The following is a 25259-nucleotide window of genomic DNA, read 5'->3' as shown; positions in this document are numbered from 1 at the left end:
CGGCGGATCACGCGGAAGTGGCTCAGGGGTAGAGCATCACCTTGCCAAGGTGAGGGTCGCGGGTTCGAATCCCGTCTTCCGCTCGGTGGAGTGGCCGAGAGGCGAGGCAGCGGCCTGCAAAGCCGCGTACACGGGTTCAAATCCCGTCTCCACCTCGAGGTCGTCACGGAGTCTCGTGAAGTCCGCTAGAGTAAGACAGGTGTCGCGGAGGTAAATCCGAGGCGACTACGCGGAAGTGGCTCAGGGGTAGAGCATCACCTTGCCAAGGTGAGGGTCGCGGGTTCGAATCCCGTCTTCCGCTCGGAAGTTCGCTTGGACGATTAGCTCAGCGGGAGAGCGCTTCCCTGACACGGAAGAGGTCACAGGTTCAATCCCTGTATCGTCCACCAGTTGTTGCAGGTCAGGAAGGGTTTCGGAGAGCCTCCGGAGCCCTTTTTTGATCTTTGGGGTCGCGGGGAGCCAATCCGGGAGCCAACTCAGGCGGACTTACCCGCTGCTCCGAAGATCTCGTTCATTGCTTCTGCGCCTTGGGAGATCTCGGGGCTGAGCTGGAGTCGGTAAACCGACTCTGTGACGCGGGTGCCGGCGTGGCCGACGAGATCGGCGATCGTCTCGATGCGGACGCCGTGAGCGCTCATGATCGAGACGAACGAGTGCCGTAGTTCTCGTGGGGTCCACGTGCCGTCGAGGCCCGCGCTCGCGGTGATGCGCTGGAACGACTTGCGGACGTTGGCGGCGTCCTTCGGGGTTCCGGTGCGAGTGGAGAACACCACGCCGTGTTCCTGCCACGCCTCGCCCGCGCGGAGCTTCTGCTTCGCCTGTCGTGCGTGCTGGCGTCGCAACGCGGCTCCGACTTGAGCCGGTACTTCGAGGGTGCGGCGCGAGGTGGGGGTCTTGGTGTCTCCCCCGACGCGATCGGCCCGCCACACGTAGATGGCGAACCGCTGATGGTCGAACCCCGCTTTGGTGACGGGTTGCCAGCCGTCGCCCGTCACCCATGCGACGACGTGATCCCATTGCAGTGCACGGGCCTCTTCGGTGCGGACGCCGGTCATGAGGCTGAGCACGATGTAGGCGTGCAGGCCCGACGATTCCGCCGCTTCGAGGACGGCCGTCGCCTGAGCGAACGTCAGTGCCTTGCTCGGGCGGCCCGTCTTTCCCTTCGGTGCCGTGACCAGTTCGGCGACGTTCCTGCCGACCATGTCTCTGGCCTCAGCGTGCCGGATGGCGCGCTTCAGGATCGAGTGCACGCGGTGAATCGTGCTCGTCGACAAGACGGCCTTGAGTCCTTCTAACCACTTGTCGACGTCATCGGCGCGGAGCGTCTTGAGTTTGGCCTTGCCGATCTTCGGGATGACGTGCTTGTCGGCGAGTCTGCGGAGGGTGTCGACGGTTCTCTCGCTCTGGTCCTTGAGGCCGCTGGCTAACCAGTCGGTGACGGCCTCGCCTACCGTGTAGCGCTCGGGGCTCTTGATGCCAAGCTCAAGGTCCTTGACGGCCTCTATGAGCTTGTCCTTGACGTCGCTCTTCGTCTTGCCTTTGCGCTTGAGTCGCTGGCGACGGCCGTCCGCGCCGAACCCGAGGGAGACAGCTCCAGTGAAGCCGTTCCCCTCGGGATAGATGGTGCCTTCGTACTTACCGATCATGATCTTGGACATGCGATGCCTCCTCGTGGCTCGTGAGGTACTCCTCGATGGCCTTCCGGATCACCCATGACACGTCGCGTTCCTGCGATTCGGCGTAGCGGGCGAGGCGTGCTTTGAACGCGGTCTCGACCCGCACGGCCGGCAACGTGGTGCGGTCGCTCGACATGGGATGCCTCCTCTCGTGGCTTGGATGGGGTCCGTGCCGACGGAGCTACCTATGGCGTCTGACCTCGGGACTTTCCGGCCGGTCTCCGGTCGGCGCGTCAGGGGGTCTGTAGCGCAACGTAGCACAGCGGCATGTCGCTGCATACTGCTCTATACCGCTTCACTCCTCGAGTGAGGAGATGAAGTCGGAAAGGTGCTGGTCGGTGATGCGGCGGAGCTTGCCGATCTTGATGCTGTTGAGCTGCTTCGTACGGAGAAGCGCGTAGACCTTGTCGCGTCCGATGTTGAGGATCTCGGCGACCTGTTCGACCGTGTACGCCTGCATATTGATCACCTCCTCTCCCCCGGGCGTCACCCCGAGGTGTCTGGTTGTCGTCTGGCGATCACCTCTCTTGGTTACTGTGTGTGTTTGTCTCACGGGTTCGTCTCAGCGTTCGTCTCACGCCTATGTGCAGACGCACGCGAGACGATGAGACATTGAGACGTTGAGACGATTACGGGTTGTGATGACTGTCGGTCGCGCGCCAGCGTCCGCGTCTGGTCTGTCGGGCGCGTCCCTCGTCTTCGAGTTGGGCGAGACGGCGGTAGAGCGTGGCGCGGCTCATGCCGGTCGCTGACAGCAGATCCGCCAATCCGATTCCCTCGTCGGGCGCGTCGTTCAGTGCGGCCAGTAGAGCCGCGTCGGCGTCGTGAGCGCTCTTGCGGTTGGGCTGTTCGCGTGGCTCGTCGGGGTGGACGTTGTCGAGCGCCTGGCGCGATACCTCGTCGAGGGTGGGGCGTCGGTCGGCGTGACGTAGTGCGGCGCGTTGGACGGTGTCGTCTTCGAGGAGGTAGCCGCGTGCGCGTCGGGGGATGTCGTGCTCGGGTGAGCTGATGAGGAACTTGCCGGGGGCGTCGAGCTTGTCGGCGTGCCAGCCGGCCTTGTACATGCCCTGTCCCAGGATCAGGTCGACGTCGCGGCGCTCGCGGACGCGGTAGCTGACTCTGATGTCCATCTGGGACCGGACGGCGCTGTTGCCCATGGTCTTCTGTGATGGACGTTGGGTGGCGATGACGAGTTGAACGGCGGGGGCGCGGCCACGTCGGGCGATGGAGTCGGCGTGTGCCAGCGCTATGGGTGCTTCGTCGGACAGTTCGGCGTACTCGTCGGTGACGATGACGAGCGCCGGCGCGTCGGGGGTGGGCTCCCAGACCCGTAACCCCTGCATGGCGAGCATCTCGGCGCGGCCGTCGAGGATAGCGACGGCATCGCGGAACAGTGCTTCGGCTTCCCGCGGAGTGGTGGCGATGCGGTCGAGGCAGGATGCCCACGGGAGCAGCTCCATGCCGCGTTTCAGGTCGACGCCCCACACGATCGCGTCGGTACACGCGGTGAGGTTGCCGAGTAGGACGTTCTGTCCGCCGCTCTTGCCCGATCCGGAGACGCCACCGAACAGCCCGTGCCGACGAAGGAACGACACCCGTACCGGGGTGCCGTCTTCGAAGACGCCCAGTTCGATCGGGTTGCGAATCGAGGTGACGGACGGGCCGGTCCAGCCGATGGCGTCGGCGTGCGGGTCGGTCTCGATCACCCGGATTTCCATCCGGTTGGCTCGCTCGGGAATCGGCTGGACCCGCACGGCACCACGGCGGGTTCCCAGCGCTGACTCGATCTCGGGGATGCGGCCCATGGCGTGTTCCACGGTCTGACCACGGGCGAGGCCGATGCGGGCGCGGTAGCCCCACAGGTCGACGAACGCCGATTGCACCCGGGAACCAGTGAGGCCGAAGGCGTGGGAGATCTCCGGCCACGCGGCCAACGTGCGTTCAACGCGCACCCGGGTACGTCGGCGACGATGGACCCACCATGGCAACGCCAGAACCAGCGTTCCCGCCGCCAGGAGCGCGGGCATCGGCGGATTGAATGGGCCGTGCGCGGCGGCGAACGCGATCCAGCTCCCGGCGCATGCGACGGTGAGCGCCGCGTACACGCGTTCGCTGACGCGTAGACGAAGCGCCGTACCTCCGAGCATGGCGACCAGGGCGACGGCAACGCCGGTACTGACGATGATCGGTTGAGCCCATTCCGGGCGAGTGACGTGCACGATGGCACCCGTGAGCACGGTCAGTCCGGAGATCAGCAGTGGGCCCAGTTCAGACCGTCGTCGCCACAGCCACGAGACGATGACCGTGACGGCGAGAGGCCCGAACTGCATGTTCGCGTCGATCATCAACATCGGCTCGACGCCGTACCGGCGCATGCGGCGTACCTGGGAACGGGACAGGTGACGGGCCCTCATGGAATCTCGCCACGCTGAGCCGACAGTTCGTCCCGCACGTAGTAGAGCGGATCGTCTTCGCCCTCGCGGTGGGCGGCGAGGGTGGCGCGGACGGCAGCCGTCAGGTTGTGGTGGTCGAGCCGGATCGCGGTCAGTGCCTCGCGCAGTCCCTCGATCTCGTCGCACAGGTCGGGAACGGCGACGAGGACGCCGGCAAGCGCCGACCCGTGCGGGATGGTGAGGAGAGCGGAGACGAAGGGGCGAGCGGACGGTTGGTCGGCGAACCTGATGAGGTAGGCGCAGTGGTCGCGGACCTCCTGAAGGTCGGTCTGTCGGATGGGCCGTGTGGTCGACGTGATGACCACCCCCTTTCCTCCCGGGGCGCGTGGCCCCGGGAGCGTTGACGATGTGGACGTTCAGCCGATGAGGAGCCTGAAGACTCGGGCGAGCGTGCTCATGACGTTCTGGAACTCGGGCGATTCGACGGACTTGCCGAGACAGAAGCCGAACGCCACGCTCACCGCCGCGTGCCAGAGCCGCAGACGGGTGTAGCGGAGAGCGATCAGCAGGGCGACGCCGAGCAGCAGGACCAGGGAGACGGAGACCACCAAGGGGATTCACCTCCTCCTCAGGGCGGCCGGCGACGGGTTGAGGACGACCAGACCCGAGACGCGGCGCGTCATGGCGCAGGGAGCGGAGTCCGGGGCGTGGTAGATGCTGACGCGGGTGCGGTCGTCGCGGCGGATCTCGGCGGACATGCACAGCACGGCCACGACGGCGGTCACGAGGCCGACCGCGCCACCGAAGGCGATGATCAGGAACACGGGAGGTCCTCCTCTCCGGGGTAGGGAGCCTTGCGACGGCGCCAGCGGTAGCGGGCGAGGCACTTGCGGCAGACGATGGAGCCGAGATCGGCGACTCCTCCGCAGCGGCATCGGTGGCCGCGTGTTCCGGGGATGCGCATCGGGCTCGTCACCACGCGTCCGCGTCGGTGGGGTGGATCGAGCCGTCGTAGGACATGAGGGCTTCGTGTCGGGCGCGGGCTCTGGTCGAGATGGCCACGGCCGTGTAGCTGACTCCGCCGAAACTCTTGCTGGTCCGGCAGTGTCCGCTTCCGTGGTGGTCGTGGTGGACCTCGCTCCGGAGGGCGGCACCGATCCGGGTGACCTCGGCGCAGCGTGCTTCGTCGGTCTCGCCTCGCGGGAAGACGATCATGTCGACGTTGAGCGGGGAGGGGAGGGCGCGATTCCTTTCGAGGAAATACGCCAGCCGGCGCAATCCGGAGACGAATTCGCGGGCCTGGAATTCATTGGGGTCGTAGTAGGTCATTTTCTCGGATCACCTCCTGAGGTTCGCCAGCCCTTCTGTCTGGCGTGCCTCAAGTTCACCGAAATCCCGCGAAAACCCCCATCACTAATCCCTAGCCCGGTTCTTAGCCTTGGCGTCTAGCGGGTTTATACGCGAACTAGACGAGTTGGGCGTTCCTCTGGCTTGGGCCTATGTCGGGCCGTAGTATCGCGGCTGCACTTCCGATCATCCCGAGTAGCGGTGACCTACAGGAGGAACCGGCGGATGCAGGTCAAGCATGCTGGGTGGCAGCCGTCCAAGCTGCGGGAACATCGCGAGGCTGCCGGGCTGACGCTCGAAGCGGCCGGCGAGCAGTTGCGCAACATCGGTGAGCAGCACAGTTGGAACCTTGCGGGCAACTTCCAGACCATCGGGAAGCACGAGCGCGGGGAGAGTTACCCGCACGTCCACTACCGGCGCGCGTACTCGCTGCTCTACCAGAGCGACGAGTTCACGTTGGGATTCCGTGCCCAGCCCGCCGACGTGAGCGGGGCGGTTCCAGTGCTGGGCGTGCCGGGGATCGTGGCGGAGCCGGCGTTTCAGAAGGAGGCCACGCGGGCCATAACGGAAGCTCTGGAGCGCATCGCGAGCGGGGTGAGCGAGGGTGACGGGACGATGCGGGCCGTGCTCGAAGCGCGGGTTCTCGACGCCTGGGGGTCGCGGTTCGTCATCGGGGCTTCGCAGAAGAAGACGCTCACTCTGGTCGGCGGGTACGCCGGATCGGGGAAGACGGAGTTCGCGCGGTTTCTCAGCGACATCACCGGGTGGGCATTCCTAGACAAGGATTCCATGACGCGGGGAATCGCTGAACGGCTTCTGGTTTCGCTCGGCGGCGATCCGAATGACCGGCATTCGGAACTCTATTTGAGTGAGGTTCGGCCGTTGGAGTATCGGTGTCTGATGGAGACCGCTTACGACAATCTCGACTGTGGGGTGTCCACGGTTCTCTCCGCGCCGTTCATCTCCGAACTCAAGCAAGAGGCTTGGTTGAAGAGGCTGGAGAACCGGTGCGCGGCCAAGGGCGTCGAGGTAGCCGTGATCTGGGTGCGGTGCGATGTGGATTCCATGCGTGAGTACATGGAGTTCCGGTCCGCGCCGCGCGACACCTGGAAGCTTCAGAACTGGGATGACTACGCCAAGTCCATCGACACGGAGAACAGCCCGCCCGGGGTTCATGTCACGGTGGACAACCGGTATGGGATGGCGATAGCCACGGCCGACCGTACGCGCGAGACGTTGCGCCGGCTGCTCCCATGACGCTGCGGGCGATCATCCTTTACGGGCCCCCGACGAGCGGCAAGGACACGATCACGGCGGCGCTCTCCCGGATCCACAGGCGGTTCACGTACCTGAGGAAACTCAAGGTCGGTGGTGGCCGGTCGGTCGGGTATCAGCCGGTGAGCCGCGAGCAGCTCGACGAGTTGCGCCGGGAGGGGCGATTAGCCGTCGAGACTCGGCGATACGGCAACGTCTACGCCGTCGACCAGGCCGACGTCACGGCCATGCTCACGGGTGGGGCGACGCCCGTTGTCCACATGGGGAACATCCCGGACGTGCGGGCCCTCAGCGCGAGCGATCCGGAGACGTGGTTCCGGGTGCGGCTGAATGTTCCCAGGGAGGTCTGCGAACAGCGTTCCCGTCAGCGGGGGGACGTTGACACCCCTGCACGCTTACGGGCGTGGGACGAGACCCTGGCCGATCTCCAGACCCACGACGATGGGCACACGTTCCATCTCTGCGTTGAGACGCACCTGATGGATGTCGAGACTGCCGCGCAGACGATCATCACTGCGCTCAAGATCACGAATGATCATTGATGATGTGGTGCTCCGGCGGGGCTGCCTGAGCGGTGACCTCGAAGCAGCCCCGCCGGAGGACTATGCGACCCGCCAGATAGGCGTGATCTCGCTGATGGACACCACGAGTCGGTGAGCGACGGCGTACGACAGAAGATCGCTCCCCGACAGGGGAAGCTCAACGTTGTGTTCGCCGGTGAAAGCCGCGTAACCGTCTCCTGCGGGGGTGTACACGTGAGCTAGGACGCTCACCGGGGTGGCCTTCCCCACCATGTAGACCGCCGGCGCGTCACGAAGGTGAGGGCAGAGAGACAACGCCAAGGGCATGCAGTCCAGACAGGTTGGTGGCGTGGCGGTCTGACCGCAGTCGATCCCTGTGCGGCGGAAAACGTCGTCGGTGACGAGCCACGGAACCTTGCCCGATCTGTCGTCTGTGGCAGGGCAGCCACAGACTTGGCACAGCAGGTCTTCCATGCACTCCCATTGGCGGCGCGTGTTGGGTGACCCCCAGATGGGTCGGCCTTCACGCGATTGACCGGCGCGAGCGCGGAGCACTCCGAGTCGCCTGTCGTCGTCACGCGCATGCTTGTAGGCAAGCCGCAGCGCGCCAAGGTGGGTCTTGGTGAAGACGAGCGGAGACGGGTCGGTCTCGCCTGAATAAGCGGTGATGTAGGGAACGGGCATCGTCGAAGCGTCGCCGGGTTGTTGGAGCTTCATCGAGATCACCTGCTCCCGATCGCTGGGTGTAGGGCTTCCGCAAGGACTTGGGCGAGGCGGGCGAGTGTGGGGCTGTGCAGAGTGCGGCGGCACTCGCAGAACTGAGCCGGGCAAGCACCCGTCGCGTACCAGATGCCTCCCAGCTCCCAGATCGTCCACTCCGGGTAGTGCTCTCTGAGCTGGTCAGGGGTCATGCGTCACCATGCCGGGCGGCCCGCCGACCTTGGGTGACGCCAGAAGCCGACGGGCCTGATCAGGTGGAAGTGCGGACCTTCCAAGGGCTCGTCACCGCCCGCCGCAGAGCATAGACCGGCATATAGAGCGGTGTACAGCGGCATGCCGCGTCATGCACATCTATGCAGCTCAGGGGCGTTCTAGGGTGATCAGTATGAGCGCCGTGCCACCGTATGACCCCGACGCACCAGGACCCGCCATGTATGTCTATGTGAGGGTGGCCGACCATATCGCGGCCCGGATCGCGGCTGGCGAGCTGGTGCCGGGAACACGACTTCCTGGGGAGCGTGATCTCGCCGCAGAGTACGGCGTTGCTCTCGGGACGACACGGCGCGCCATCGAAGACCTTCGTGATCGCGGGCTTGTTGTGACCCTGCCAGCCAAGGGGACATATGTAGCACGTCCTGAAGACACCCTGCCGAATTCTTCACAGTAGCTAACAGTCGATGGTGTATCCGCTGAGGGTGCTGTCATAACAGAACCCTTCTATGGGGCATCACCGAGGAGACAGGCAACATGTCGTCGATCGAAGCCACAGCAACTGAGGCGGCCGAGTCGTTAGCGTCGATGCTCGCGATGACGTCAGGCCCGGATGGGTCAGCGGTCGAATTCCTCATCGGCGGTAAGTCTCTAACGGGCACTGCCCGCGAGACCGTAGCCCAGATGCTCGCCGAGGAAGCCATGCGCATTCGGTGCGGAAAATCGCCTTTATTCGCGCGATGGCGCGCTCGCCGTGATGGCGGGGCCCCTCTTACTGGAAGCCAGAAAGAGACTGTAGCGACTTATGCCGGAATCGGGTTCGGTCGACCCGACAAACCAGCGAACGAAAATCATCTGCAAGGTCACGTAGCGGAACTTTTTTGGCATCTACTCTTGGCCGAGCGCATAGAATGTCCGGATGGTCGGCGGCTTATTCGCGCACATTCTGCGAAGCCCGATCCGCTAGAACCCGGCGGGGACGGCTTGGTAATCTACCAGCAGCAAGACACTTTGGTGTTTAGGCTTTGGGAAATCAAGAAACACGATTCGGACTCAAAGCTACCCTCGGAGACCATAGGAAAAGCTAGCAAGCAGCTCTTGACCCGAGGACAAGAATATCTCGCCAAACTTGCCGGCCCTGAGACGATTGACCAAGATGGGCCAATTGGCGATCTTTATGCTAACATGGTCGAACTCTGGCTCGATCGAAGTAGGCGGGCAGGCGCAGGCATATCTATAGGCATCTCGCATGATAAAGCGACAACAAGCACTAACACCTTTCGATCCCTCGCAACTACATTTCCCGACTTCTCCAATGCGGGGCAGCTAGAGGGACTAATGGTCGCAATACCAGACTTTCCTGGCTTCGCTACTCGGGTGAGGGAGATTGTGTGGAGCGGTCTCTAGATCTTCAATTACTCCTCGACGCACTGGCAGGCAGGACGGGAATCCCGAGTGCGCAAGAGCTTCAGGAGCTAATCGCGAACGTTGAAGTCCAGCTCTTTTTGCGTCGCGCCACCGTCCCCGAAGAATTAATCCAAGCTGCATGGTATCTACACGGGGTGGCTTCCGTAAATGAGGCCCGGGAAAGATATACCCCTATACGGCAGCGCGAAGCTTTCGCAGTAAGTGCACACATATTCGACCTTGCGCTAAATCAAGAGAATACCTTGATCGACAGGCTTTCCTTCGGATTCGGTGCTGCGATTGGGTACCGGCGAGGGGGACGAGATCCAAACGCGACTGCGATTCTAAATAGGCTACAGTCGGACATAGATGCAGACGGTCCGATAGTTGAGCATATCGAGAGCCTCCCACTGGAGGCCGGCATTGCCGTATTGGGGTTCGAGCCCCGGCGGGCATTGAGATGGCTCCGCACCTGGAGGCGGCAACTCGCCCAACTCGCCGAAGCGTCGGAACTTCCTGATCTGGTATCTACGGCTTTTGGTGCCGTTCATATCTTGATTCTGGGCGCTGACGATCTCCTCGCGTTTCTTTCATATGGAAACCGGGCCCGTCTAGAGCGAGCGCGTTCGCGCTTGAGAATGGTAGCCGTCGGCGACGCCGGACCAGAAGAAGTGAACACGCGTTGGGTAGCTTCCCACCTGCTGGCTCTTGCAGATGAAGCCGAGGCAGGCTCACCATGGAGCCCAGAAATTCTGCCTCCCACTATCCCTAAATTCGTTCGTCAAGCTTTTACCATGGGTAGCCCGCCAGTGTTGGTGCTGTGGGAGCCGCAGCGGGAACTCTTGAGAAGTACCCCATCGCCTTTTGATCCATTAGTGAAACGAATGGTTCTATCCGTACCTACGAGTGGAGGAAAAACACTTCTTGCCCAGATGATCGCCATTGAACACCTTGCGCGTACCGATATGAGCGTATGCTACGTCGCACCGACTCGAAGCTTGTGTCGTGAGGTTCGGCGATCTATGGCTGTTCGCGTTCATCTTCTTCAGAAGGAAGCCGGCTCCGATCAAACGGAATTTCCCCTATTTTCTGACATTTTCGATCTTCTCCAAGAAGATGAGCCTGCCGACGTTGAAGTGATGACTCCAGAGCGGCTTTTCCACCTTCTTCGGCATAACCCTAATGAGGTGATGGACCGCTTTGGCCTTTTCATATTTGACGAGTCCCAGTTGCTCAAAGAATCGAAGCGAGGCTTTACTTTAGAGGCGGTAATTGCTCTCCTCAGCGATCTTAGTCGTGATTCAGAGCATAGAATCATCCTGATCTCAGCAGCGATGGGAAATGCCTCTTCTATTGCGACATGGCTGAATCCTGAAGGATCTGCGCTTCTATATCAATCCGAGTGGCGAGGGCCCCGACGTCTGCATGCGGCGTTCACCACGTCGGCAGAATGGCCATTAACACGTTGGGAGCGTGTGCCCAGAGGAAAGAAATGGCCTTATCGGCGATCCACACCACTTACGGGATTGATTCGGCTTCGTTTGGCCGATGGCAAGACGGCGCGACTGACTACGCGGGGCTCCACGGGCTGGACTCTTGTCCGTAAGGCTGACCAGCCTGAGGGCGGAGTAGCCGAAAAGGATAGCGTGCGCTCTACGAAACAATATGTGATTGCTAGTCAAATGATCGCTCGGCTAGGGCATGCCGGCTCCGCACTTTTAGTGACACGAACTCGTGATCAAGCACAACAACTTGCTCGGGCCCTAGCAAGAGAATTTGAGGAGAATCCGGCGATGGGTCCACTTGTGGACTTTGTTCGCCTTCAGATCGGTGACGCACATCCTCTCATTGAGACATTGAAGCGTGGCGTTGGATTCCACCATGCTGGACTCCCCGTAGAGGTACAGGAGGCGTTGGAAGATGCGCTTCGCGAAGATGTATTGCCCTATTTGACATGCACATCCACGCTCACTGAAGGCATTAATTTGCCGGTCCGCACAGTCGTGATCTATGACCAAGGTTACGAGGGACAACATACTGACGCTCAGTTACGTGGCGCGAGGCTGATCAATGCGATGGGAAGAGCGGGGCGTGCAGGAAAGGAAACTGAGGGCTGGATTGTTCTTGTACGCGCCGCTGAACCTTCCGAGGCGGATTTCTCAGATCTTGCACCAGATCCCGATAAACTGGCTGTCACGTCTTCTTTAGCAACCGAGAGCGCGCTTGAAGCGTTCGCCTCACTAGAACAGAGTCTCCGCCTCTCGGACGACTCTCTTCTTCAGCAGGCCGACACGATTACCAGCAGCTTTATAAGCTACGTCTGGTTAATGCTTTCGATAAAAGAAGGCTCAGGGGAAGATCCGGGATCTTTGAACATGCATGAGATAGTTGATCTAACTCTAGCAGCTGCACAGTCAAATCAATCACGCTCCCTCTGTCTTAGCGTAGCCGATGCAGTTCAGCGTGTTTACTTGCGTTCTCCAATTGAAGGACGCCGTCGATGGCCACGAACAGGCACATCGATTCCCTCTGCCCAGATCATAGACCGCATAGCTACCCAACTTGCTCAAGGCATATTCCGCGATATTTGGTCAGGGGACCTCTGGAATATATCGACACCTCTTGGAGCTCTGCAACTTCTCGAAGATTCAATAGCCACATTGCTGGACCTTCCTGAGGCCCCGCAATGGCGTTTTCGAGTTACATCGAGAGGCGAGCCCATCGTAGTGCAGGCAGTTGAGGTACTCAGGGACTGGGTAAGTGGAGCGTCTCTTCCCAGCCTGGCAGAGAAGCATCTACGATCCGCAAAGCAGCCAGAGTGGCGGATCGAGCAAATGGTCGATGCCGTGACGGACCATTTCGAGCATTACCTGTCATGGACATTAAGCGCCCTAGTCGAACTCGTAAATATTCGACTAGAGGAGGCGGAGGTCGATCATCGCCTCTGTCCCGAACTCGGCGGGCATATCCGTTATGGCGTTCAAAGCCCGGCTGCACTTATTCTTATGACTTCGGGAATTCGCTCACGTCGACTCGCCAATTACATTGCCTCGGACCTACCCATTGAAGTAGAGGCGGCCCGGGAGTCGCTGCGAGACTGGCTAGCGAGTATCGGAATAACCGAGTGGCGTACGCGTTATAGCGCAACTGCATCCGAGGTGCTCGATCTCCTTGAGTTCACTCGCCTTCGACGTCGGAGTCTGCTCCGAACTCTATTGGAGACCGGCAATGTCGATGTAGCAATGCCCACAGCCTACAGGGATCTGCCGTTCTGGGATGGGGAGCTTGAATTTAAGCCTAAGCTTGGCGAAGAGTATCCTGCACCTCTGGCACTTTATGGAGGAGACGAATTTATCGTTACCGTCGCAGCTGCAGATCAAGTTGACCTGTCAGCCATTATTGAGACCGGGCTTGAGATTACCATCGAGATGATTCCCTGGTCCGACCCTCCTACCGTGAGGATATCTCTTCCCTTTAGTGAAGTTTATGAGTGACAACACCCCCGGATTTGGGGATATGCAGCGGACGGCCATCTCGGGGTGTTGTTTCGAAAACAGTCGGCGCGCCCCTCGTGACATGTTGAATTGAGATCATTTGAGCCCGCAGGCAAGCTATGTCGGCCTTCAATCCGTTTGACGACGTAGAATGCCCTCGGGATGATGGGACCTGTGAACCAAAGGGCGCTGGTCAAGCGGTTGCGGTGGTTCGACGAGGGCGCACCGATGTTTCGCGTCGTCGCAGGTCGCCTGGGCATGGGTGACGTACTCCCCGCGAACGAGGAATTCTATGCCTGTCCCAGCTGTCTTATGGCCTACAACCGGGCTGCGGTGATCGCTGGAGTCCTGACAGAAGAGCATGTGCCACCGAAAGCACTCGGCGGGCGGAGCATGCTACTGACCTGCACCCAATGCAACAGCATTTCCGGATCCAGCTTTGACGCTCATGCTGCCAATAGGTTGGACGCGGAGGAATTCATGCGCGGAACGGCGAATGGTCGCGTACTTCCTGCCACCTTTCATGTTGATGGCATTCCGCTACGAGGCACAGCCCAGTGGACAGTAGACGGTCTCCAGCTTTTTGGCGTTCCGCGACAGAATGACCCGAGAGTTCAAGCTGCCCATCTGCAGGCGCTTAACGCCTACGTCGACAGCGGCCATCCGAACCCGCCTATCTCTTTCACCGTACATACGCGCTTCGATGAGGCTCGCGCCCGCCTGTCCTGGATCCGAGCCGCCTACCTCGCAGCATTCACTGCGCTGGGATGGAGCTACATCCTCCGCGAGGTGATGGAGCCGTTTAGAGATCAACTCAGGCAACCCGATGCCAAGATTATCCCGACATACATGTTGCGCAGCTCAAGTGATGCAACGGCTGAACGCCGAATACTACTAGTCGAGCATCCTGACGAGCTGCGTTGTGTCGCGGTCATCTTCGGCGAGCTGTCCGTATTCCTGCCAGGTATCTTCCGGCCGCTGAACTGCGAGCAACTCGCCGACGCCTTCGGGCGATGCCGGGATGCTAATGATCAACTGCAGGTGAGCCTTCAAGGCAAAGAGATGCCCTGGCCACAGTGGCCTACGTACTTCTTGGACGGGCCGGCAGAGTGAGCTAGGCGGGGTCAGTACGAGCACGTCAGCTAGCTGTTCAGAGCGCCAAGTTCTCCACAGCCATGGGAGCCAACTGGGGGAGCCAATGTGTTCCGGCTCCCCCAGTCCCACTACGACCTCCTCAGGCCGTTTTCACAGGTGAGATGCTCACAAATCGACTCATCACGACCTGGATCTACCCATGAAAATTCCCTGACACGGAAGAGGTCACAGGTTCAATCCCTGTATCGTCCACTCTCGAAGACGGGCGACCTGCGGTCGCGGCTTTGGCCGCTCCGCGGGTCTTCTTCGTTTTATACGGGGGGACGACCCCCCGAACCCCCCGCTGTCAGGGGGCTTCGCCCCCTCACGCTCCCCCTGGTCCGCTAACGCGTCCCGGCATCGCTTCGCTCTGGGTCGCTGCGCTCCTTGCGAAGGGCTCCGCCCCTCGTGCTCCCTGGAAGGGCCTCGCTTCGCTCGGACTGCCTCTCGCTTCGCTCGTCAAAGCCTCTCTTCCGTTACGGCTTCGCCTGGCTAACCAACCGACCGCCCTCTAGCCACTCGTTCGCTCAAGATCGAGACGGCCTGCGCAATTCTCGCCGAATGGCGAGACCGTTCTTACTGTCTTCCCCGACGCGTTCGGCCCGCCCCACATAGATGGCGAACTGCTCGTGATCAAACTCGGCCTCGGTGACGGACTGCCAGCCTCCTCCCGAGAGACCAGTGAAAGACATCACCCATAGCCCTCCGAGACTCGGTGATCGCCTTGCCTCACTCCAGAGCGGAGGCTGCTTCATCCACGCCCGATGTCGCATCACGCGCCTGAACTCGAGGCCGGCGATCGTCCGCGGCACCGTCGAAGCCCACGGGGGCGAGGCGACGTGCGCAACGTCCCGATCACCCTGCCGTCGGCGACCTGACCGCAAGGCTCCGATCCGTGCTACGCATCCAGATGGGCTCGGCCGAACCAGGGGAACCGAGCCTTCGAATTCGATCGCGTTCAGTACCGGCGAGTGGTTGGGTGGAGCGCATGATCACCAGTCCGGTCGGCCGGTAGTTCCAGGCGAGTGCCCCAGGCCCTCTGTCCGAGTCCTCGCACTTCATCAGGAGATCACCCCGAATGGCTCATATCGCCATGTTCGCCGTGCCCGCGCATGGCCATGTCAACCCGTCGCTGGCCCTCCTCGCCGAACTCGTCAAGCGTGGCCACCGGGTGACGTTCCCGACGACGTCCCATTTCGTGGACGCGATCACCACCGCCGGGGCGGAACCGCTGCTCCACGACTCGGTCTTCCCGGCGCCGGGCAAACCCTGGCCCTACGCGGACGACGACCTCCTGATGGCCTTCAAGAGCTTCTTCGACGAGGCCGTCCACGTCCTGCCGCAGATGGAGAAGCTCTACGCCGACGACCGGCCCGATCTGGTCCTGTACGACATCGGCGGCTACGCCGGCCACGCGCTGGCCCGCATGTGGGGCATCCCGGTCATCCAGCTCTCGCCGACCTATGTCGGCTGGGAAGGCTGGGCCGAGGAGGTCGCCGCCGGGGTCGAGGAACTGGTGCGCTCGGTGCCCGGGGGCGACGACTACTACGCCGACTTCACCGCCTGGCTAGCCGGGAACGGCATCGACATCCCGTACCAGGACTTCACCAGCCGCCCCGAACGTTGCATCGCGCTCATCCCGAAGGTGCTCCAGCCCAACGCCGACCGGGTGTCCCCGACGATCACCTTCGTCGGGCCGACCTTCACCGACCGTGCCCACCAGGGGACCTGGGCCTCTCCGGGCGACAAGCCGGTGGTCCTGGTATCCCTCGGCTCGGCCTTCACCGACCGGCCCACGTTCTACCGGAACTGCGTCGAGGCCTTCTCCGGGATCGGCTGGCATGTCGTGCTGCAGATCGGGGCCAAGGTCGACCCTGCGGTGCTCGGCGACATCCCGGCCGACGTCGAGGTGCACCCGTGGGTGCCCCAGCTGGCGATCCTGTCCCAGGCGTCGGCGTTCGTCACCCACGCCGGGATGGGCGGCACGATGGAGGGGCTTTACCACGGCGTCCCGATGATCGCGGTGCCTCAGGCAGCCGACCAGTTCCAGAACGCCGACCGGCTCGTGGAACTCGGCGTGGGGGTGCACATCCCGACCGAGGAGGCCACCCCGGAGCGGCTGCGGCAGGCGCTGCTCGACCTCACCTCTGACGACGCGGTCGCCGCCCGGATGGCCGCGATCAAGACGGAACTGCGCGCCGGCGGCGGCACCACCAAGGCGGCCGACATCGTGGAGGGGCTGCTCCCCGGGTGATCGTCACTTCTACGTGGCCTGCTCGAACGCCGACAGGGCCCGAGCGCGACACCTTGATTGGTGGTGCTGGGAAGCTTCCCCGGTTCGGCCCCGAGGCTTCGTATCACGCAGCACAGCCGACCGTGGAGTTGTTCGTTGACGACATGGCGACACGGCGAGAATCGCTGCCGGCTGGTCGATCAGGTACTCACGTGTCATCCGACTTGCGAAGTGGAGGAAAGGCAGCAAAGCCGCTGCGGATGCCGTGATGGCGCCGACTTTTCCTCTGCGGTGGGGAAACGCGAATGAGGATGCCCGCACCGATGGGCGTTCAATGAAGTCATCCAGTCATCGAATGAATCAGATCGGCGTGCTGGACCTTCGTTTTTCGGGCGCTGTGCGGGCGGGCGCGGCGAGCGGGATGGGCGGCTCAAAACAACCATTGGAGTTCCGTCCCGGTCGTGCCTTCGCCCGGGCGCTTGACCTCAAGTGCGGTTGAGGTTGCACGATGGCGGCCGGGGCCGTCGCCCCTCATCCGACCTTGAGGAAGGTGTTCATGAGCACCGATGCCGGTTTCTATTCGATCATCGACTACACCGTCGATGGCGTTGACACCCAACGTGAGCTGGTGGAGGCGTTCGCGGAGATCCAGGAGCGATGGGTGCGTTTCTACCCCGGCTATCGCTCGGCTCGTCTCCATGTGAGCACGGACGGCAGTCGCGTGTACAACATCGTGCACTGGGCGAGCGAGGCGGACTATCGCCATTTCGTGGAGACCTCCGACACCGATGGCCGGATGGCCGCCATCGGCAAGGCGCTGGAGGAGTTGTCCGGTACGGCCGAACCCCGCATGACCGGGGTGCCCACCTACACCGTCGTCCGTGAGGTCGGCCCCGGGCCGCAGCGCCTCGATGCCTGATCGTCCGATCCCTGCACGCCGCCGGGTGAACCGACCTACGGGACATTCATGAAGCTCGAGATATACGCCGATGTGCTGTGCCCCTGGTCCTACATCGGCAAGAGGCGCCTGACGGCCGCATTGGCCAAGCAGGCCGGCCGCGACACCATCGAGATCGTCTGGCGCGCCTACGAGCTCGCGCCGGACGAGGGCCGGACGCCCGGGCCGACCGCCGCGGAGGCCATGGCCGGTTGGCGGGGCGAGCAGGCGCCCGCCCGCATCGCCCGGATTCGGTCGCTGGGCGCGGCGGAAGGGCTGGAGCTGAACCTGCATCTGGCCCGCCCGGTGAACACCTTCGACGCGCACCGGCTGGTCAAGCTCGCCGCCGATCGCCGCCGGGCCGATCAGATGATGGAGCTGCTGCTGCACGCGTACCACACCGCCGGCCTCAACGTGGCCGACGCACAGGTCCTGCTGCGCCTGGGCGGCGAGGCCGGGCTGGACACGGGTGAGGTGCGCACTGTCCTGGACGGCGACGACTACGCCGACGAGGTACGCGCCGACCGGCGCCGAGCGGCGGAGCACGGTGTCACCGGCGTGCCCAGCCTCGTGATCGACGGCCGCCCGCCGGTCTCCGGAGTCCAGCCCGTCGCCGATCTGCAAGGGCTCCTGCGCGTTCTGATCAAGTCTGAGCGGCCAGGCTGACAGACGATCCGATCACGCCAATCGCGCCGAGCCGCTATCCCGCTTTCTTCATCAGTCTCACCAGGCTGGAGAAGCTGTCGACCGCATGTCCCGCGTCCATCCCGCGCCGGAACAGGTCGACGACGACGGACGGCAGCATGGTGTCGACGCCCGCGTCGGCGTTGGTGTGCAGGACGTGCTCGACGCTGGCCATGCCCATGGCCAGGCGGTCCACGTCCCCGCCGTGCTCGTCGGCGTCGATGCGGGCCGCGTAGAAGGCCAAGAAGTTCGGCATCGTCGCCATGGTCTCGGTGGCGTGCGGCAAGATGTCGGCCGCGGTAAGACCGTTGGCGTCGGCTTGCCCGTAACTGAGCATGGACGTCCAGAACATGACCATGCCGATCTGGTAGAAAAGCGCGGCCAGCCCAGGGTCCTCGCCCCGATAGTCGGTGCTGGTCAGGACTTCTAGAGTGGACCGGTGCGCCTCGAAAGGCTCACGGGGGCCGCTGTAGAAGGTGGATGACTCAGGCCGTCCGATGCCTGAAGGTGGCACGGTGACACCACCGGTGAGGTGCACCCCGCCATGCTCGGTGATCCACCGGGCACCCGCGCGAGTCTTGTCGGGGGTGTCGGAGCTGAGGTTGACCAGCACACGGCCCGGAAGGGCGTGCGATGCCGGTTCCAGCACGGCGTGCACGGCCTCGTAGTCGGTCAGGCTCAGGATCACCAGGTCGTTGGCCGCCAGCGCCTCCTCCACGGTGGGGGACGTGCTCAAGGGCTAAAACGAACGCTCTATCTGAAGCGCCGATAGACCGTAACACACTCCTAAAACGAACGTTCTAACTACTAAGCTGGGCGTATGGGCCAGACCAGCACACGAGATCGGATCGTCATCGCCGCCTCGCGTCTCCTGCAGCGCCAGGGGTATGTCGGTACGGGCATCAAGCAGATCGCCAAGGAGGCGCAGGCCACGTTGGGCTCGGTCTATCACTTCTTCCCCGACGGAAAGGAGGCCGTCGCGGTCGCCGCCATCAAGTACAGCGATCAGGAGTTCGCGGCCATCCTCCGCGAGGCGCTTAACAGCGAGCAGGACCCTGGCGCCGCCGTGGAAGCCTGTGCACGGCAACTCGCCGACTCATTGCGCGAGTCCGGCTGGATCGACGGCTGCCCGGTCACCGCGGCCGCGCTGGAAACGCTGGGCACCGACTCGGAGATCCAGCAGGTGTGTGCGGCAGCGCTACGCAGCTGGGAGGGATTGATGTACGACAAGCTGCTGCGCTCAGGCTTTCGCACCGAAGACGCACGGGACCTCGCTACCACGATCATCAGCACCCTGGAAGGCGCCGAAGTGTCAGCCCAGGTCAAACGCAGCGAAGAACCCCTGGAGGCGGCAGGCCGACAGTTGGCCCGCCTGGTCGGCTCATACGAAGTCGTTCCGTCCGTGGCCGAGTAAGGAATCCGGCGAGCTGCCGATCACTACGAGGCTCTCCCTCAGAAGTCCAGATCAGATCAGGCTCTCCGCCCCACCGGCGGGTGATCGCGGTGATCAACTCCGGTGCCTTCTCGATCGTCAGTGAACCATGCACTGAACATGCGCCGCGGCCACGGAAGCCCGGCGCACCGAAAGGAACGCTTGGTGAAATTTCCCGATCTGCCCGGCCTCTGGGTGCCCGTCAACCATGGCGAATCGGGCGCCCGGGTGTTCCGTTCCGCCGACGGCACCCGCTACGTCAAGGACGGCCCCGTCGCCGAGCTGACCGCCGAGCGCGACCGCGTCGCGTGGCTGACCGGCCACCTGCCGGGCCAGCGGGTGCTCGACTTCCAGTCCGACGGCGACCACGCCCGCCTGGTGACCTCGGCCGTCGAGGGCGTCCCCGCCGACCGGCTCTCCGCCGCCGAGCTGGAAAAGGCCTGGACCGAAATCGCCGCGGCGGTACGCCGTCTCCACGCCCTCCCCGGCTGCCCCTTCTCCCGCGACCTCGCCTGGATGGTCGGACGCGCCGAGGACGTCGTGGCGCGCGGCGCCGTCAATCCCGACTTCCTGCCCGAAGAACAGGTCGGAACCCCGCCGGAAGAGCTCCTGGCCCGCCTGAGGCCCCAGCTGGACCGGCGCCGGGAACAGGAGGTGGCCCTGACGGTCGTCTGCCACGGCGACCTGACCCTGCCGAACATCGTCGTCGACCCGGAGACCCTGACGGTCGAGGGCTTCATCGACCTGGGCCGGCTGGGCCGGGCCGACCCGCACGCCGACCTCGCGCTGCTCTTCACCACGGCCGCCGAGATCAACCCCGACCTGCCCCGGGAGGGGCTCTTCGGCGTCGACCCCGACCCGGAGCGGATCGGGTTCTACCTGAGCCTCGACCCGCTCACGTGGGGTTGACCGCCTTCCACGTCCGGTCGAGGACGGCGGTGCGGCCGCTCGGCTCGCGTACCGAAAGGCCGGGTCTTGGCCCGGCCGCCGAGGCGTTCCTGGCCACGATTGGCACTGTCGACACCGCCCACCCGGTCGCGGTGCGGGCTCTGGCGGCGGAGTTCGGCGAGCACACTGCCATGGCTGAGTTGAAGGGTGAGGCCGACGCCGACCGTGCCTGGCCTGAAGTTGCCCGACGGACCTCGATCGGGGTGGCGGTAAGACTCGTGCGACCAGGTACAAGCGTTTGAGTTAACCCGGGGTGCCGTGACTGATTGTGCGTCTGGTTCCGCTACCACCACGTCGTGGTGGCGAGCGGGACAGATCGCCTGGGACGGGACCGGCGAGCTCGTGGCACCGGGCAACCTGGCCGGAATCCCATCGCGGCCCCGGCGGGGATGCCCTCGTCCTTACCGGGATCAGCCTGGCGACGATCACCGTGGCCCGGCATCGGGATCTCACCACCGCTCAGGCCCAGGTCACCGGACATCTTGCCTCTGGTGACAGTGAAGCGACCTGGGCTGTTCGCCGGGACGACTTGAGTGTGCCCACAGGGCATGGTGTTCGCTCGTGGACGCAGCAAGCGATTCGACGATGAGAGGACCTTTCCCGTGGATGCACCAGGCTCCGCCGATCCCCGAGACGCGACAAGGTCTTTGACGCAGGGGCGTTTCCGGCCGGCCGTCGACAGCTCCCGGCCGTTCGGCGCGCACCTGCGCATGAGCTGATGGAAGGCGCTCGTGGTCGTCATCGTTCCGTCGCTGGCGATGCTGGTCACGCAGATCGTGCACTACCAGCTCGTCGGCCACCTTCACGCCGTTGAAGTTCCTCGCCAACGCTGGGCGCGGCGGGCGAAGTCGTCGCAGGTCCTGGCGGTGCGGTCGAAGATCGTGCTGGCGTGCGCGGACGGTTTGCACAACATCGAGATCGCCGCCGCCCACGGTTCGTCCGGCTCCGGCTGACGCGTGTCCGCGTCGCTGGTAGTGGTGGTGCTTTCGTCGCCAGTGTGAGCGGCCTGGCTGAACACAGGACGCGCCCTTAGTTTCCGTTCGCGGCCGAGCGCGGTGGCCGGCGCTCCTGATTCCTGAACTGTGCGGGCGATGAGCCGACCACGCGGCGGAACGCGGTGCTGAACGCGCTTTCGGACAGGTAGCCCGTGGCCCGTGCGAGCTCGGAGATCGACAGAGTGTCGCGGGCGAGGGCGTCGCGCGCGAGGCTCATACGCCACTGGATCAGGTACTCCAACGGCGGGACCCCGACGTGGGTCTTGAAGGCCTGGGCGAACGCGGAACGCGACATGCGGCTGATCTCGGCGAGTTCCTTGAGGCTCCAGGAGTGGGCCACGTCCGCGTGCACGGCACGCAGGGCGGCACCTATGCCGTCGTCGTTCAGGGCGCCCAACCAGCCGGTGGGGCGGTCATTCTGACCGGCGTAAGCACGCAGCATGTGCACGAGCAGGATCTGTGCGAGGTGGTTCTGTACCAGCGGGCCGCCGGCGGCGGCGGTTCCGACCTCCGTGGCCAGGAGATCGATCACCTGCGAGAGCCGCCTGCCATGAGGGTCGGCCACGGGGACGATCACGAGCGGCGGCAGAAGATCGGTCAGGAGGGCCGCGTTCCTGTCGTCGAAACTGATGTGCCCGACGCAGAGGTAGAAGTCCTCCTCCGACTCCGGGCCGATCCGCACGAACCCGTCTTCGGCGCCTGCCCACACTGGCTCCGCAGGGCGCGGGCTTGCGTCAAGCGTGCTGGCCAGCACGTAAGGCGGCGGGTTGCCCAGCATGAAGGTGTCACCCTCCTGGAGGAGCACCGGCTCGCACCCTTCGAGGATCAACCAGCACGTGCCGCGCACGAGGCCCCCGACCCGCACGTGCAAGAACGTGTCGAAGCGCAGTGCCCATTCTCCTGCGGCCCGGAGGCTGGGCCCGACCACCGTGCGGGGCCTGAGCAAGCCGATCGCGTCAGCCACTGGATCCCGATATCCGAGCACCGAACCCTCCTCCTGGACGATAGGTAAAGAATTGCGGACGGCACATGATGGAGCGTACTCAATTGCTCGTGCAGTATCGATGTCGAACGGATCGGTACAGAGAAAGTGATGGAGCCACCCATGGGACAGCTCGAAGGCAAGACGGCGGTGGTCACGGGAGGAAGCAGCGGGATCGGTCTGGCCACCGCCGTACGGCTGGCCGACGAGGGCGCGCACGTGTTCGTCACCGGACGACGCGCGACCGAGCTGGAGGCCGCCGTCAAGACCATTGGAGCAGACCGGGCCACCGCGGTCGTCGGTGACATCTCGAAGCCGGAGGACCTGGACCGGCTCTACGCCGCGGTCCGGGCGCGGGGCAAGGGTCTGGACGTGCTTGTGGCGAACGCGGCGGTCGGTGCCTTCGTGACGCTGGAGCAGACCACCGAGGAGCATTTCGACCAGACCTTCGCGGTCAACGTCCGAGGCACGCTGTTCACCGTGCGGAAGGCGTTGCCTCTGCTCAGCGACGGAGCCTCGATCATCCTGATCGGTTCGACGGCCGGCGACCGTGGAGTAGAGGCGTTCGGCGCGTACGCGGCGTCCAAGGCGGCCGTCCGGTCCTTCGCGCGGACGTGGTCCAACGAGCTCAAGGGCCGCGGCATCCGGGTCAACGTGGTCTCGCCGGCATGGATCGAGACTCCCGGGGGCACCGCCATCTTCGGTGACGAGGAGACCGCCCGGGCCGTCAAGGAGAATGTCGCCGCGACCGTGGCAAGGGGCCGCATGGGTCAGCCTGAGGAAGCCGCCGCAGTCGTGGCCTTCCTGGCCTCGGAACAGAGCAGCTACGTCGTCGGCGCGAACTTCTACGTTGACGGGGGCGCGAACCAGATCTGAGCAGGCGCCACCCGGTGGGTGGCATCTGATGCGTCCAGGTTCGATGTATGGCACAAGCAGCGTCCGACGAGGTACCCATGAAGGTCACAGCGCTGACGGGATCGCGGTGAATCGGGTCCGGTGAGCGGGATCAACCAGCCTGGGGTACATGCGACCGCACGGGAACGGAGCCGGCAGGCCTCTCCGTCTGGGGAAGGACGACACCGATCCGCATGTCCAGCTTCTCCCGAAGATCACTCGCGTACGTCGTTCCCGATCCGCGCCGCCAGACCGTCGCGGAGCCGGGCCAGTCGGGTGATCTCCTCGTCGAGGGCGGCGATCCGGCGTCGCGCGATGCCGTCGGGGTGGGCGCACACACCCGGTTCTCCGTACGGGGGCAGCGCGTCCCCTTCGAGCAGGTCCAGCCGGTCGGCGCAGTGACGCAGGTCGGCCACGGTCAGCCCGAGCGAGAGCAGTTCCCTGATGACACGGACGCGGGCGATGTCCCGCCGGTCGTATTCGCGCTGGCCGGCCGCCGTTCGGCGGGGCGGGGACAGCAGACCGCTCTGCTCGTAGAACCGCAGCGCCCGGGGGGTGGTCCCGGCCGCCGCCGCCGCGTCGCCGATCCGCATCGGTCCTCCTAGAGTGCCACCACGACCGTCCCGAGGTGGAGTCCGGTGATCGTGTCGTACAACGCCGCCGGCGCGTTCTCGATGCCTTCGACGCGTACGTACGGGAAGGTGATCAGGCCCGACCGGGACCACTCGGCGAACCGGTCGAGCCACTCCCCCTGCACTTCGGAATCCCCCGACGCACTGTAGCCGCGCAGCGTGACCTGCCTGACGAGAAGCTGGAAGGAGTCCAGTTCCACCGGGGCGGCGGTGCCGTCGCCCTCCTCGGCGAGTTGCCCGGAAAGCGCACCGACCAGGACGAAACGCGCCCCCTTCCTGGCCGCGGCGACGGCCGCCCGCAGTTCCTCGCCGCCGACGTTGTCGAAGAACACGTCGACGCCGTCCGGCGCGGCCTTGGCCAGTTGGTCGGCGATGGGGTCCGTCCCGCGGATCAGGACCTCGTCGTAGCCGAGTTCGGCGCGCATCCGCCCGGCCTTCTCCGGCGACCCGGTGCTGCCGATCACTCGGCCGGCGCCGAGCAGCCGGGCGATCTGACCGGCCATCGAACCCACCGAGCCCGCGCCGCCGGAGACGTAGACGGTGTCTCCCGGGCGCACCTCGGCGCCACGTGTCAGCGCTCCGTAGGCGGTCCGGCCCTGGGCTAGGTGCGCGACGGGGTCGGGGAGCACTTGGCCCAGCCGGGAGCACTGGGTGACGGGGACCACGGCGTGCTCACGCCAGCCCAGCCAGTGTGAGACGAGCTCGCCGGGGCGTGGCCCGGTGTCTCCGTCGGCGGTGACGACCTCGCCTATCGCGGCGCCGAACAGGGTGTCGCCTGGGTTGAGGCCGGGGAAGGGCGCTCCCGCGACGCTTCCGCCTATCAGCGTGCGCATGGCGGCGAAGACGTGGAAGAAGCGGTTTCTGACGAGGATCTGGCCGGGGGCTGGGATCGGTACGGGGGTTTCTACTACGGCGAAGTTGTGTGGCTGGGGCAATCCGGAGGGGAGTGTGGCCAAACGGATTTCACGGGATATATCGGGCATGGCAGCTTCCTCGCGTGGGTCGATCGGGGGGATGGCTGCGCGAGGGTAACCCCTGACCTATACGTCAAGGGCAAGAACGATGACGACGCCGCAGAGGCGGTGGGGTACGTGGGCCTGACTGGCATGGAAAGCAATTCAGGCCATGTCGGCTGACCTCCTGATCGGCAGCAGGTGATCGTGGCCGGAACGCCGGAAGGGGTCTACACGATGACGCTGAGGGCCACCAAGAATTCGAGCGGCTCGCGAACAGGGGCCAGGAGATCCAAGGCCGGTTGTGCCCGTCTTTGGCGTGCTGGTCGAGATACTCATGGAGGGTCAGATAAAACATGTCTGCCGCCACTGGCCCGAATAGCTCGATGCCC

At 64.1% G+C, this 25259-nt stretch carries 25 protein-coding genes and 4 tRNA genes; 16 read left to right on the top strand and 13 right to left on the bottom strand.

Annotated features, from left to right (window positions below; translation table 11 throughout):
* Window positions 1–11 precede the first annotated feature (11 nt).
* The 4 genes from AW273_RS18870 (at window position 12) to AW273_RS18855 (ending at window position 389) form a co-directional block, all read left to right on the top strand.
* Window positions 12–83: transfer RNA gene (locus tag AW273_RS18870), tRNA-Gly, on the top strand.
* Window position 84: 1 nt separating this feature from the next.
* Window positions 85–155 (top strand) — tRNA-Cys (locus AW273_RS18865).
* Window positions 156–229: 74 nt separating this feature from the next.
* Window positions 230–301, top strand: a tRNA-Gly gene (locus AW273_RS18860).
* Window positions 302–314: 13 nt separating this feature from the next.
* A tRNA-Val gene (locus tag AW273_RS18855) sits at window positions 315–389 on the top strand.
* Window positions 390–476: 87 nt separating this feature from the next.
* Here AW273_RS18855 and AW273_RS18850 read toward each other — a convergent pair.
* The 8 genes from AW273_RS18850 to AW273_RS18825 form a co-directional block, all read right to left on the bottom strand.
* A complete protein-coding gene (locus AW273_RS18850; protein ID WP_062349646.1) occupies window positions 477–1658 on the bottom strand; it encodes a site-specific integrase in 1182 nt (393 codons plus the stop codon).
* Window positions 1636–1812, bottom strand: coding sequence for a ribbon-helix-helix domain-containing protein (locus AW273_RS37300; protein ID WP_157555921.1), 177 nt, complete (start codon window positions 1810–1812; stop codon window positions 1636–1638). The genes AW273_RS18850 and AW273_RS37300 overlap by 23 nt, the downstream gene beginning before the upstream one ends.
* A gap of 159 nt (window positions 1813–1971) precedes the next feature.
* Entirely contained in the window at window positions 1972–2136 is a 165-nt protein-coding gene (locus tag AW273_RS36365) for a helix-turn-helix domain-containing protein (RefSeq protein ID WP_083949865.1), read from the bottom strand.
* Between the two features lie 169 nt (window positions 2137–2305).
* Window positions 2306–4051, bottom strand: a complete 1746-nt coding sequence (locus AW273_RS18845) for a helix-turn-helix domain-containing protein (RefSeq protein WP_232327493.1) — start codon at window positions 4049–4051, stop codon at window positions 2306–2308.
* 35 nt (window positions 4052–4086) lie between these two features.
* Complete coding sequence (locus AW273_RS18840) at window positions 4087–4434, bottom strand: hypothetical protein (RefSeq protein ID WP_062349644.1); 348 nt, start codon at window positions 4432–4434, stop codon at window positions 4087–4089.
* A gap of 51 nt (window positions 4435–4485) precedes the next feature.
* Window positions 4486–4677 carry a hypothetical protein gene (locus tag AW273_RS18835; protein WP_157555919.1) on the bottom strand — a complete coding sequence of 64 codons (192 nt, stop codon included), beginning with the start codon at window positions 4675–4677 and terminating at the stop codon, window positions 4486–4488.
* Between the two features lie 9 nt (window positions 4678–4686).
* Window positions 4687–4893 carry a hypothetical protein gene (locus AW273_RS18830; RefSeq protein ID WP_062349642.1) on the bottom strand — a complete coding sequence of 69 codons (207 nt, stop codon included), beginning with the start codon at window positions 4891–4893 and terminating at the stop codon, window positions 4687–4689.
* Window positions 4894–5041: 148 nt separating this feature from the next.
* Window positions 5042–5398: a hypothetical protein gene (locus tag AW273_RS18825; protein WP_062349641.1), complete on the bottom strand. Its 357-nt coding sequence runs from the start codon at window positions 5396–5398 to the stop codon at window positions 5042–5044.
* Between the two features lie 243 nt (window positions 5399–5641).
* Here AW273_RS18825 and AW273_RS18820 point away from each other — a divergent pair, with 243 nt between their 5' ends.
* Window positions 5642–6673, top strand: a complete 1032-nt coding sequence (locus AW273_RS18820) for a P-loop nucleotide/nucleoside kinase family protein (protein ID WP_062349640.1) — start codon at window positions 5642–5644, stop codon at window positions 6671–6673.
* Window positions 6670–7233, top strand: a complete 564-nt coding sequence (locus AW273_RS18815) for an ATP-binding protein (protein ID WP_062349639.1) — start codon at window positions 6670–6672, stop codon at window positions 7231–7233. The genes AW273_RS18820 and AW273_RS18815 overlap by 4 nt, the downstream gene beginning before the upstream one ends.
* A 60-nt stretch (window positions 7234–7293) precedes the next feature.
* On the opposite strand, the gene AW273_RS18810 is transcribed toward AW273_RS18815, so the two are convergent.
* A complete protein-coding gene (locus tag AW273_RS18810; protein WP_157555917.1) occupies window positions 7294–7929 on the bottom strand; it encodes a hypothetical protein in 636 nt (211 codons plus the stop codon).
* 346 nt (window positions 7930–8275) lie between these two features.
* On the opposite strand from AW273_RS18810, the gene AW273_RS18805 reads away from it, so the two are divergent.
* From AW273_RS18805 to AW273_RS18785, 6 genes are all read left to right on the top strand, one after another.
* Entirely contained in the window at window positions 8276–8599 is a 324-nt protein-coding gene (locus AW273_RS18805; protein WP_369409048.1) for a winged helix-turn-helix domain-containing protein, read from the top strand.
* Between the two features lie 1504 nt (window positions 8600–10103).
* A complete protein-coding gene (locus tag AW273_RS18800; RefSeq protein WP_232327492.1) occupies window positions 10104–13043 on the top strand; it encodes a DEAD/DEAH box helicase in 2940 nt (979 codons plus the stop codon).
* A 174-nt stretch (window positions 13044–13217) separates the two neighbouring features.
* The gene (locus tag AW273_RS37295) at window positions 13218–14156 is read left to right on the top strand and encodes an HNH endonuclease (RefSeq protein WP_198168229.1); all 939 of its coding nucleotides are present in this window, start codon (window positions 13218–13220) and stop codon (window positions 14154–14156) included.
* Between the two features lie 1099 nt (window positions 14157–15255).
* Window positions 15256–16431 (top strand): macrolide family glycosyltransferase, encoded by a 1176-nt coding sequence (locus AW273_RS18795; protein WP_062349636.1) that lies wholly within the window; start codon window positions 15256–15258, stop codon window positions 16429–16431.
* 535 nt (window positions 16432–16966) lie between these two features.
* A complete protein-coding gene (locus AW273_RS18790) occupies window positions 16967–17329 on the top strand; it encodes an antibiotic biosynthesis monooxygenase family protein (protein WP_062349783.1) in 363 nt (120 codons plus the stop codon).
* 48 nt (window positions 17330–17377) lie between these two features.
* A complete protein-coding gene (locus AW273_RS18785) occupies window positions 17378–18013 on the top strand; it encodes a DsbA family oxidoreductase (protein ID WP_062349635.1) in 636 nt (211 codons plus the stop codon).
* A 34-nt stretch (window positions 18014–18047) separates the two neighbouring features.
* On the opposite strand, the gene AW273_RS18780 is transcribed toward AW273_RS18785, so the two are convergent.
* Window positions 18048–18749, bottom strand: coding sequence for an NAD(P)-dependent oxidoreductase (locus AW273_RS18780; protein ID WP_198168228.1), 702 nt, complete (start codon window positions 18747–18749; stop codon window positions 18048–18050).
* A 102-nt stretch (window positions 18750–18851) separates the two neighbouring features.
* On the opposite strand from AW273_RS18780, the gene AW273_RS18775 reads away from it, so the two are divergent.
* The 3 genes from AW273_RS18775 (at window position 18852) to AW273_RS18760 (ending at window position 21364) form a co-directional block, all read left to right on the top strand.
* Window positions 18852–19445 (top strand): TetR/AcrR family transcriptional regulator, encoded by a 594-nt coding sequence (locus AW273_RS18775; RefSeq protein WP_062349634.1) that lies wholly within the window; start codon window positions 18852–18854, stop codon window positions 19443–19445.
* A gap of 183 nt (window positions 19446–19628) precedes the next feature.
* A complete protein-coding gene (locus AW273_RS18770; RefSeq protein ID WP_232327491.1) occupies window positions 19629–20372 on the top strand; it encodes an aminoglycoside 3'-phosphotransferase in 744 nt (247 codons plus the stop codon).
* Between the two features lie 770 nt (window positions 20373–21142).
* Window positions 21143–21364, top strand: coding sequence for a hypothetical protein (locus tag AW273_RS18760; protein WP_062349631.1), 222 nt, complete (start codon window positions 21143–21145; stop codon window positions 21362–21364).
* Window positions 21365–21440: 76 nt separating this feature from the next.
* Here AW273_RS18760 and AW273_RS18755 read toward each other — a convergent pair whose 3' ends face one another.
* Window positions 21441–22370 carry an AraC family transcriptional regulator gene (locus tag AW273_RS18755; RefSeq protein WP_198168227.1) on the bottom strand — a complete coding sequence of 310 codons (930 nt, stop codon included), beginning with the start codon at window positions 22368–22370 and terminating at the stop codon, window positions 21441–21443.
* A gap of 141 nt (window positions 22371–22511) precedes the next feature.
* On the opposite strand from AW273_RS18755, the gene AW273_RS18750 reads away from it, so the two are divergent.
* The gene (locus tag AW273_RS18750; RefSeq protein WP_062349629.1) at window positions 22512–23264 is read left to right on the top strand and encodes an SDR family NAD(P)-dependent oxidoreductase; all 753 of its coding nucleotides are present in this window, start codon (window positions 22512–22514) and stop codon (window positions 23262–23264) included.
* A gap of 233 nt (window positions 23265–23497) precedes the next feature.
* Here the strand turns inward: AW273_RS18750 and AW273_RS18745 are convergent, their stop codons facing one another.
* Entirely contained in the window at window positions 23498–23875 is a 378-nt protein-coding gene (locus AW273_RS18745) for a MerR family transcriptional regulator (RefSeq protein WP_062349628.1), read from the bottom strand.
* A gap of 8 nt (window positions 23876–23883) precedes the next feature.
* Window positions 23884–24897, bottom strand: coding sequence for an MDR family NADP-dependent oxidoreductase (locus tag AW273_RS18740; RefSeq protein ID WP_062349627.1), 1014 nt, complete (start codon window positions 24895–24897; stop codon window positions 23884–23886).
* Between the last annotated feature and the right edge of the window lie 362 nt (window positions 24898–25259).

This window comes from Herbidospora yilanensis, from assembly GCF_001570565.1.
In the GTDB taxonomy this organism is placed as follows: Bacteria; Actinomycetota; Actinomycetes; order Streptosporangiales; family Streptosporangiaceae; genus Herbidospora; species Herbidospora yilanensis.
Note: the sequence above shows the minus strand (reverse complement) of the source record. Positions and strands in the feature narration are given on the sequence as shown.

Bases quoted from the DNA above. Each gene is read 5' to 3' on its own strand.
- AW273_RS18740 (WP_062349627.1), bottom strand. From the start codon at position 24,897: ATGCCCGATATATCCCGTGAAATCCGTTTGGCCACACTCCCCTCCGGA.
- AW273_RS18845 (WP_232327493.1), bottom strand. From the start codon at position 4,051: ATGCGCCGGTACGGCGTCGAGCCGATGTTGATGATCGACGCGAACATG.
- AW273_RS18825 (WP_062349641.1), bottom strand. From the start codon at position 5,398: ATGACCTACTACGACCCCAATGAATTCCAGGCCCGCGAATTCGTCTCC.
- AW273_RS36365 (WP_083949865.1), bottom strand. From the start codon at position 2,136: ATGCAGGCGTACACGGTCGAACAGGTCGCCGAGATCCTCAACATCGGA.
- AW273_RS18810 (WP_157555917.1), bottom strand. From the start codon at position 7,929: ATGAAGCTCCAACAACCCGGCGACGCTTCGACGATGCCCGTTCCCTAC.
- AW273_RS37300 (WP_157555921.1), bottom strand. From the start codon at position 1,812: ATGTCGAGCGACCGCACCACGTTGCCGGCCGTGCGGGTCGAGACCGCG.
- AW273_RS18815 (WP_062349639.1), top strand. From the start codon at position 6,670: ATGACGCTGCGGGCGATCATCCTTTACGGGCCCCCGACGAGCGGCAAG.
- AW273_RS18775 (WP_062349634.1), top strand. From the start codon at position 18,852: ATGGGCCAGACCAGCACACGAGATCGGATCGTCATCGCCGCCTCGCGT.
- AW273_RS18745 (WP_062349628.1), bottom strand. From the start codon at position 23,875: ATGCGGATCGGCGACGCGGCGGCGGCGGCCGGGACCACCCCCCGGGCG.
- AW273_RS18795 (WP_062349636.1), top strand. From the start codon at position 15,256: ATGGCTCATATCGCCATGTTCGCCGTGCCCGCGCATGGCCATGTCAAC.
- AW273_RS18750 (WP_062349629.1), top strand. From the start codon at position 22,512: ATGGGACAGCTCGAAGGCAAGACGGCGGTGGTCACGGGAGGAAGCAGC.
- AW273_RS18805 (WP_369409048.1), top strand. From the start codon at position 8,276: ATGCACATCTATGCAGCTCAGGGGCGTTCTAGGGTGATCAGTATGAGC.
- AW273_RS18785 (WP_062349635.1), top strand. From the start codon at position 17,378: ATGAAGCTCGAGATATACGCCGATGTGCTGTGCCCCTGGTCCTACATC.
- AW273_RS18790 (WP_062349783.1), top strand. From the start codon at position 16,967: ATGAGCACCGATGCCGGTTTCTATTCGATCATCGACTACACCGTCGAT.
- AW273_RS18850 (WP_062349646.1), bottom strand. From the start codon at position 1,658: ATGTCCAAGATCATGATCGGTAAGTACGAAGGCACCATCTATCCCGAG.
- AW273_RS18820 (WP_062349640.1), top strand. From the start codon at position 5,642: ATGCAGGTCAAGCATGCTGGGTGGCAGCCGTCCAAGCTGCGGGAACAT.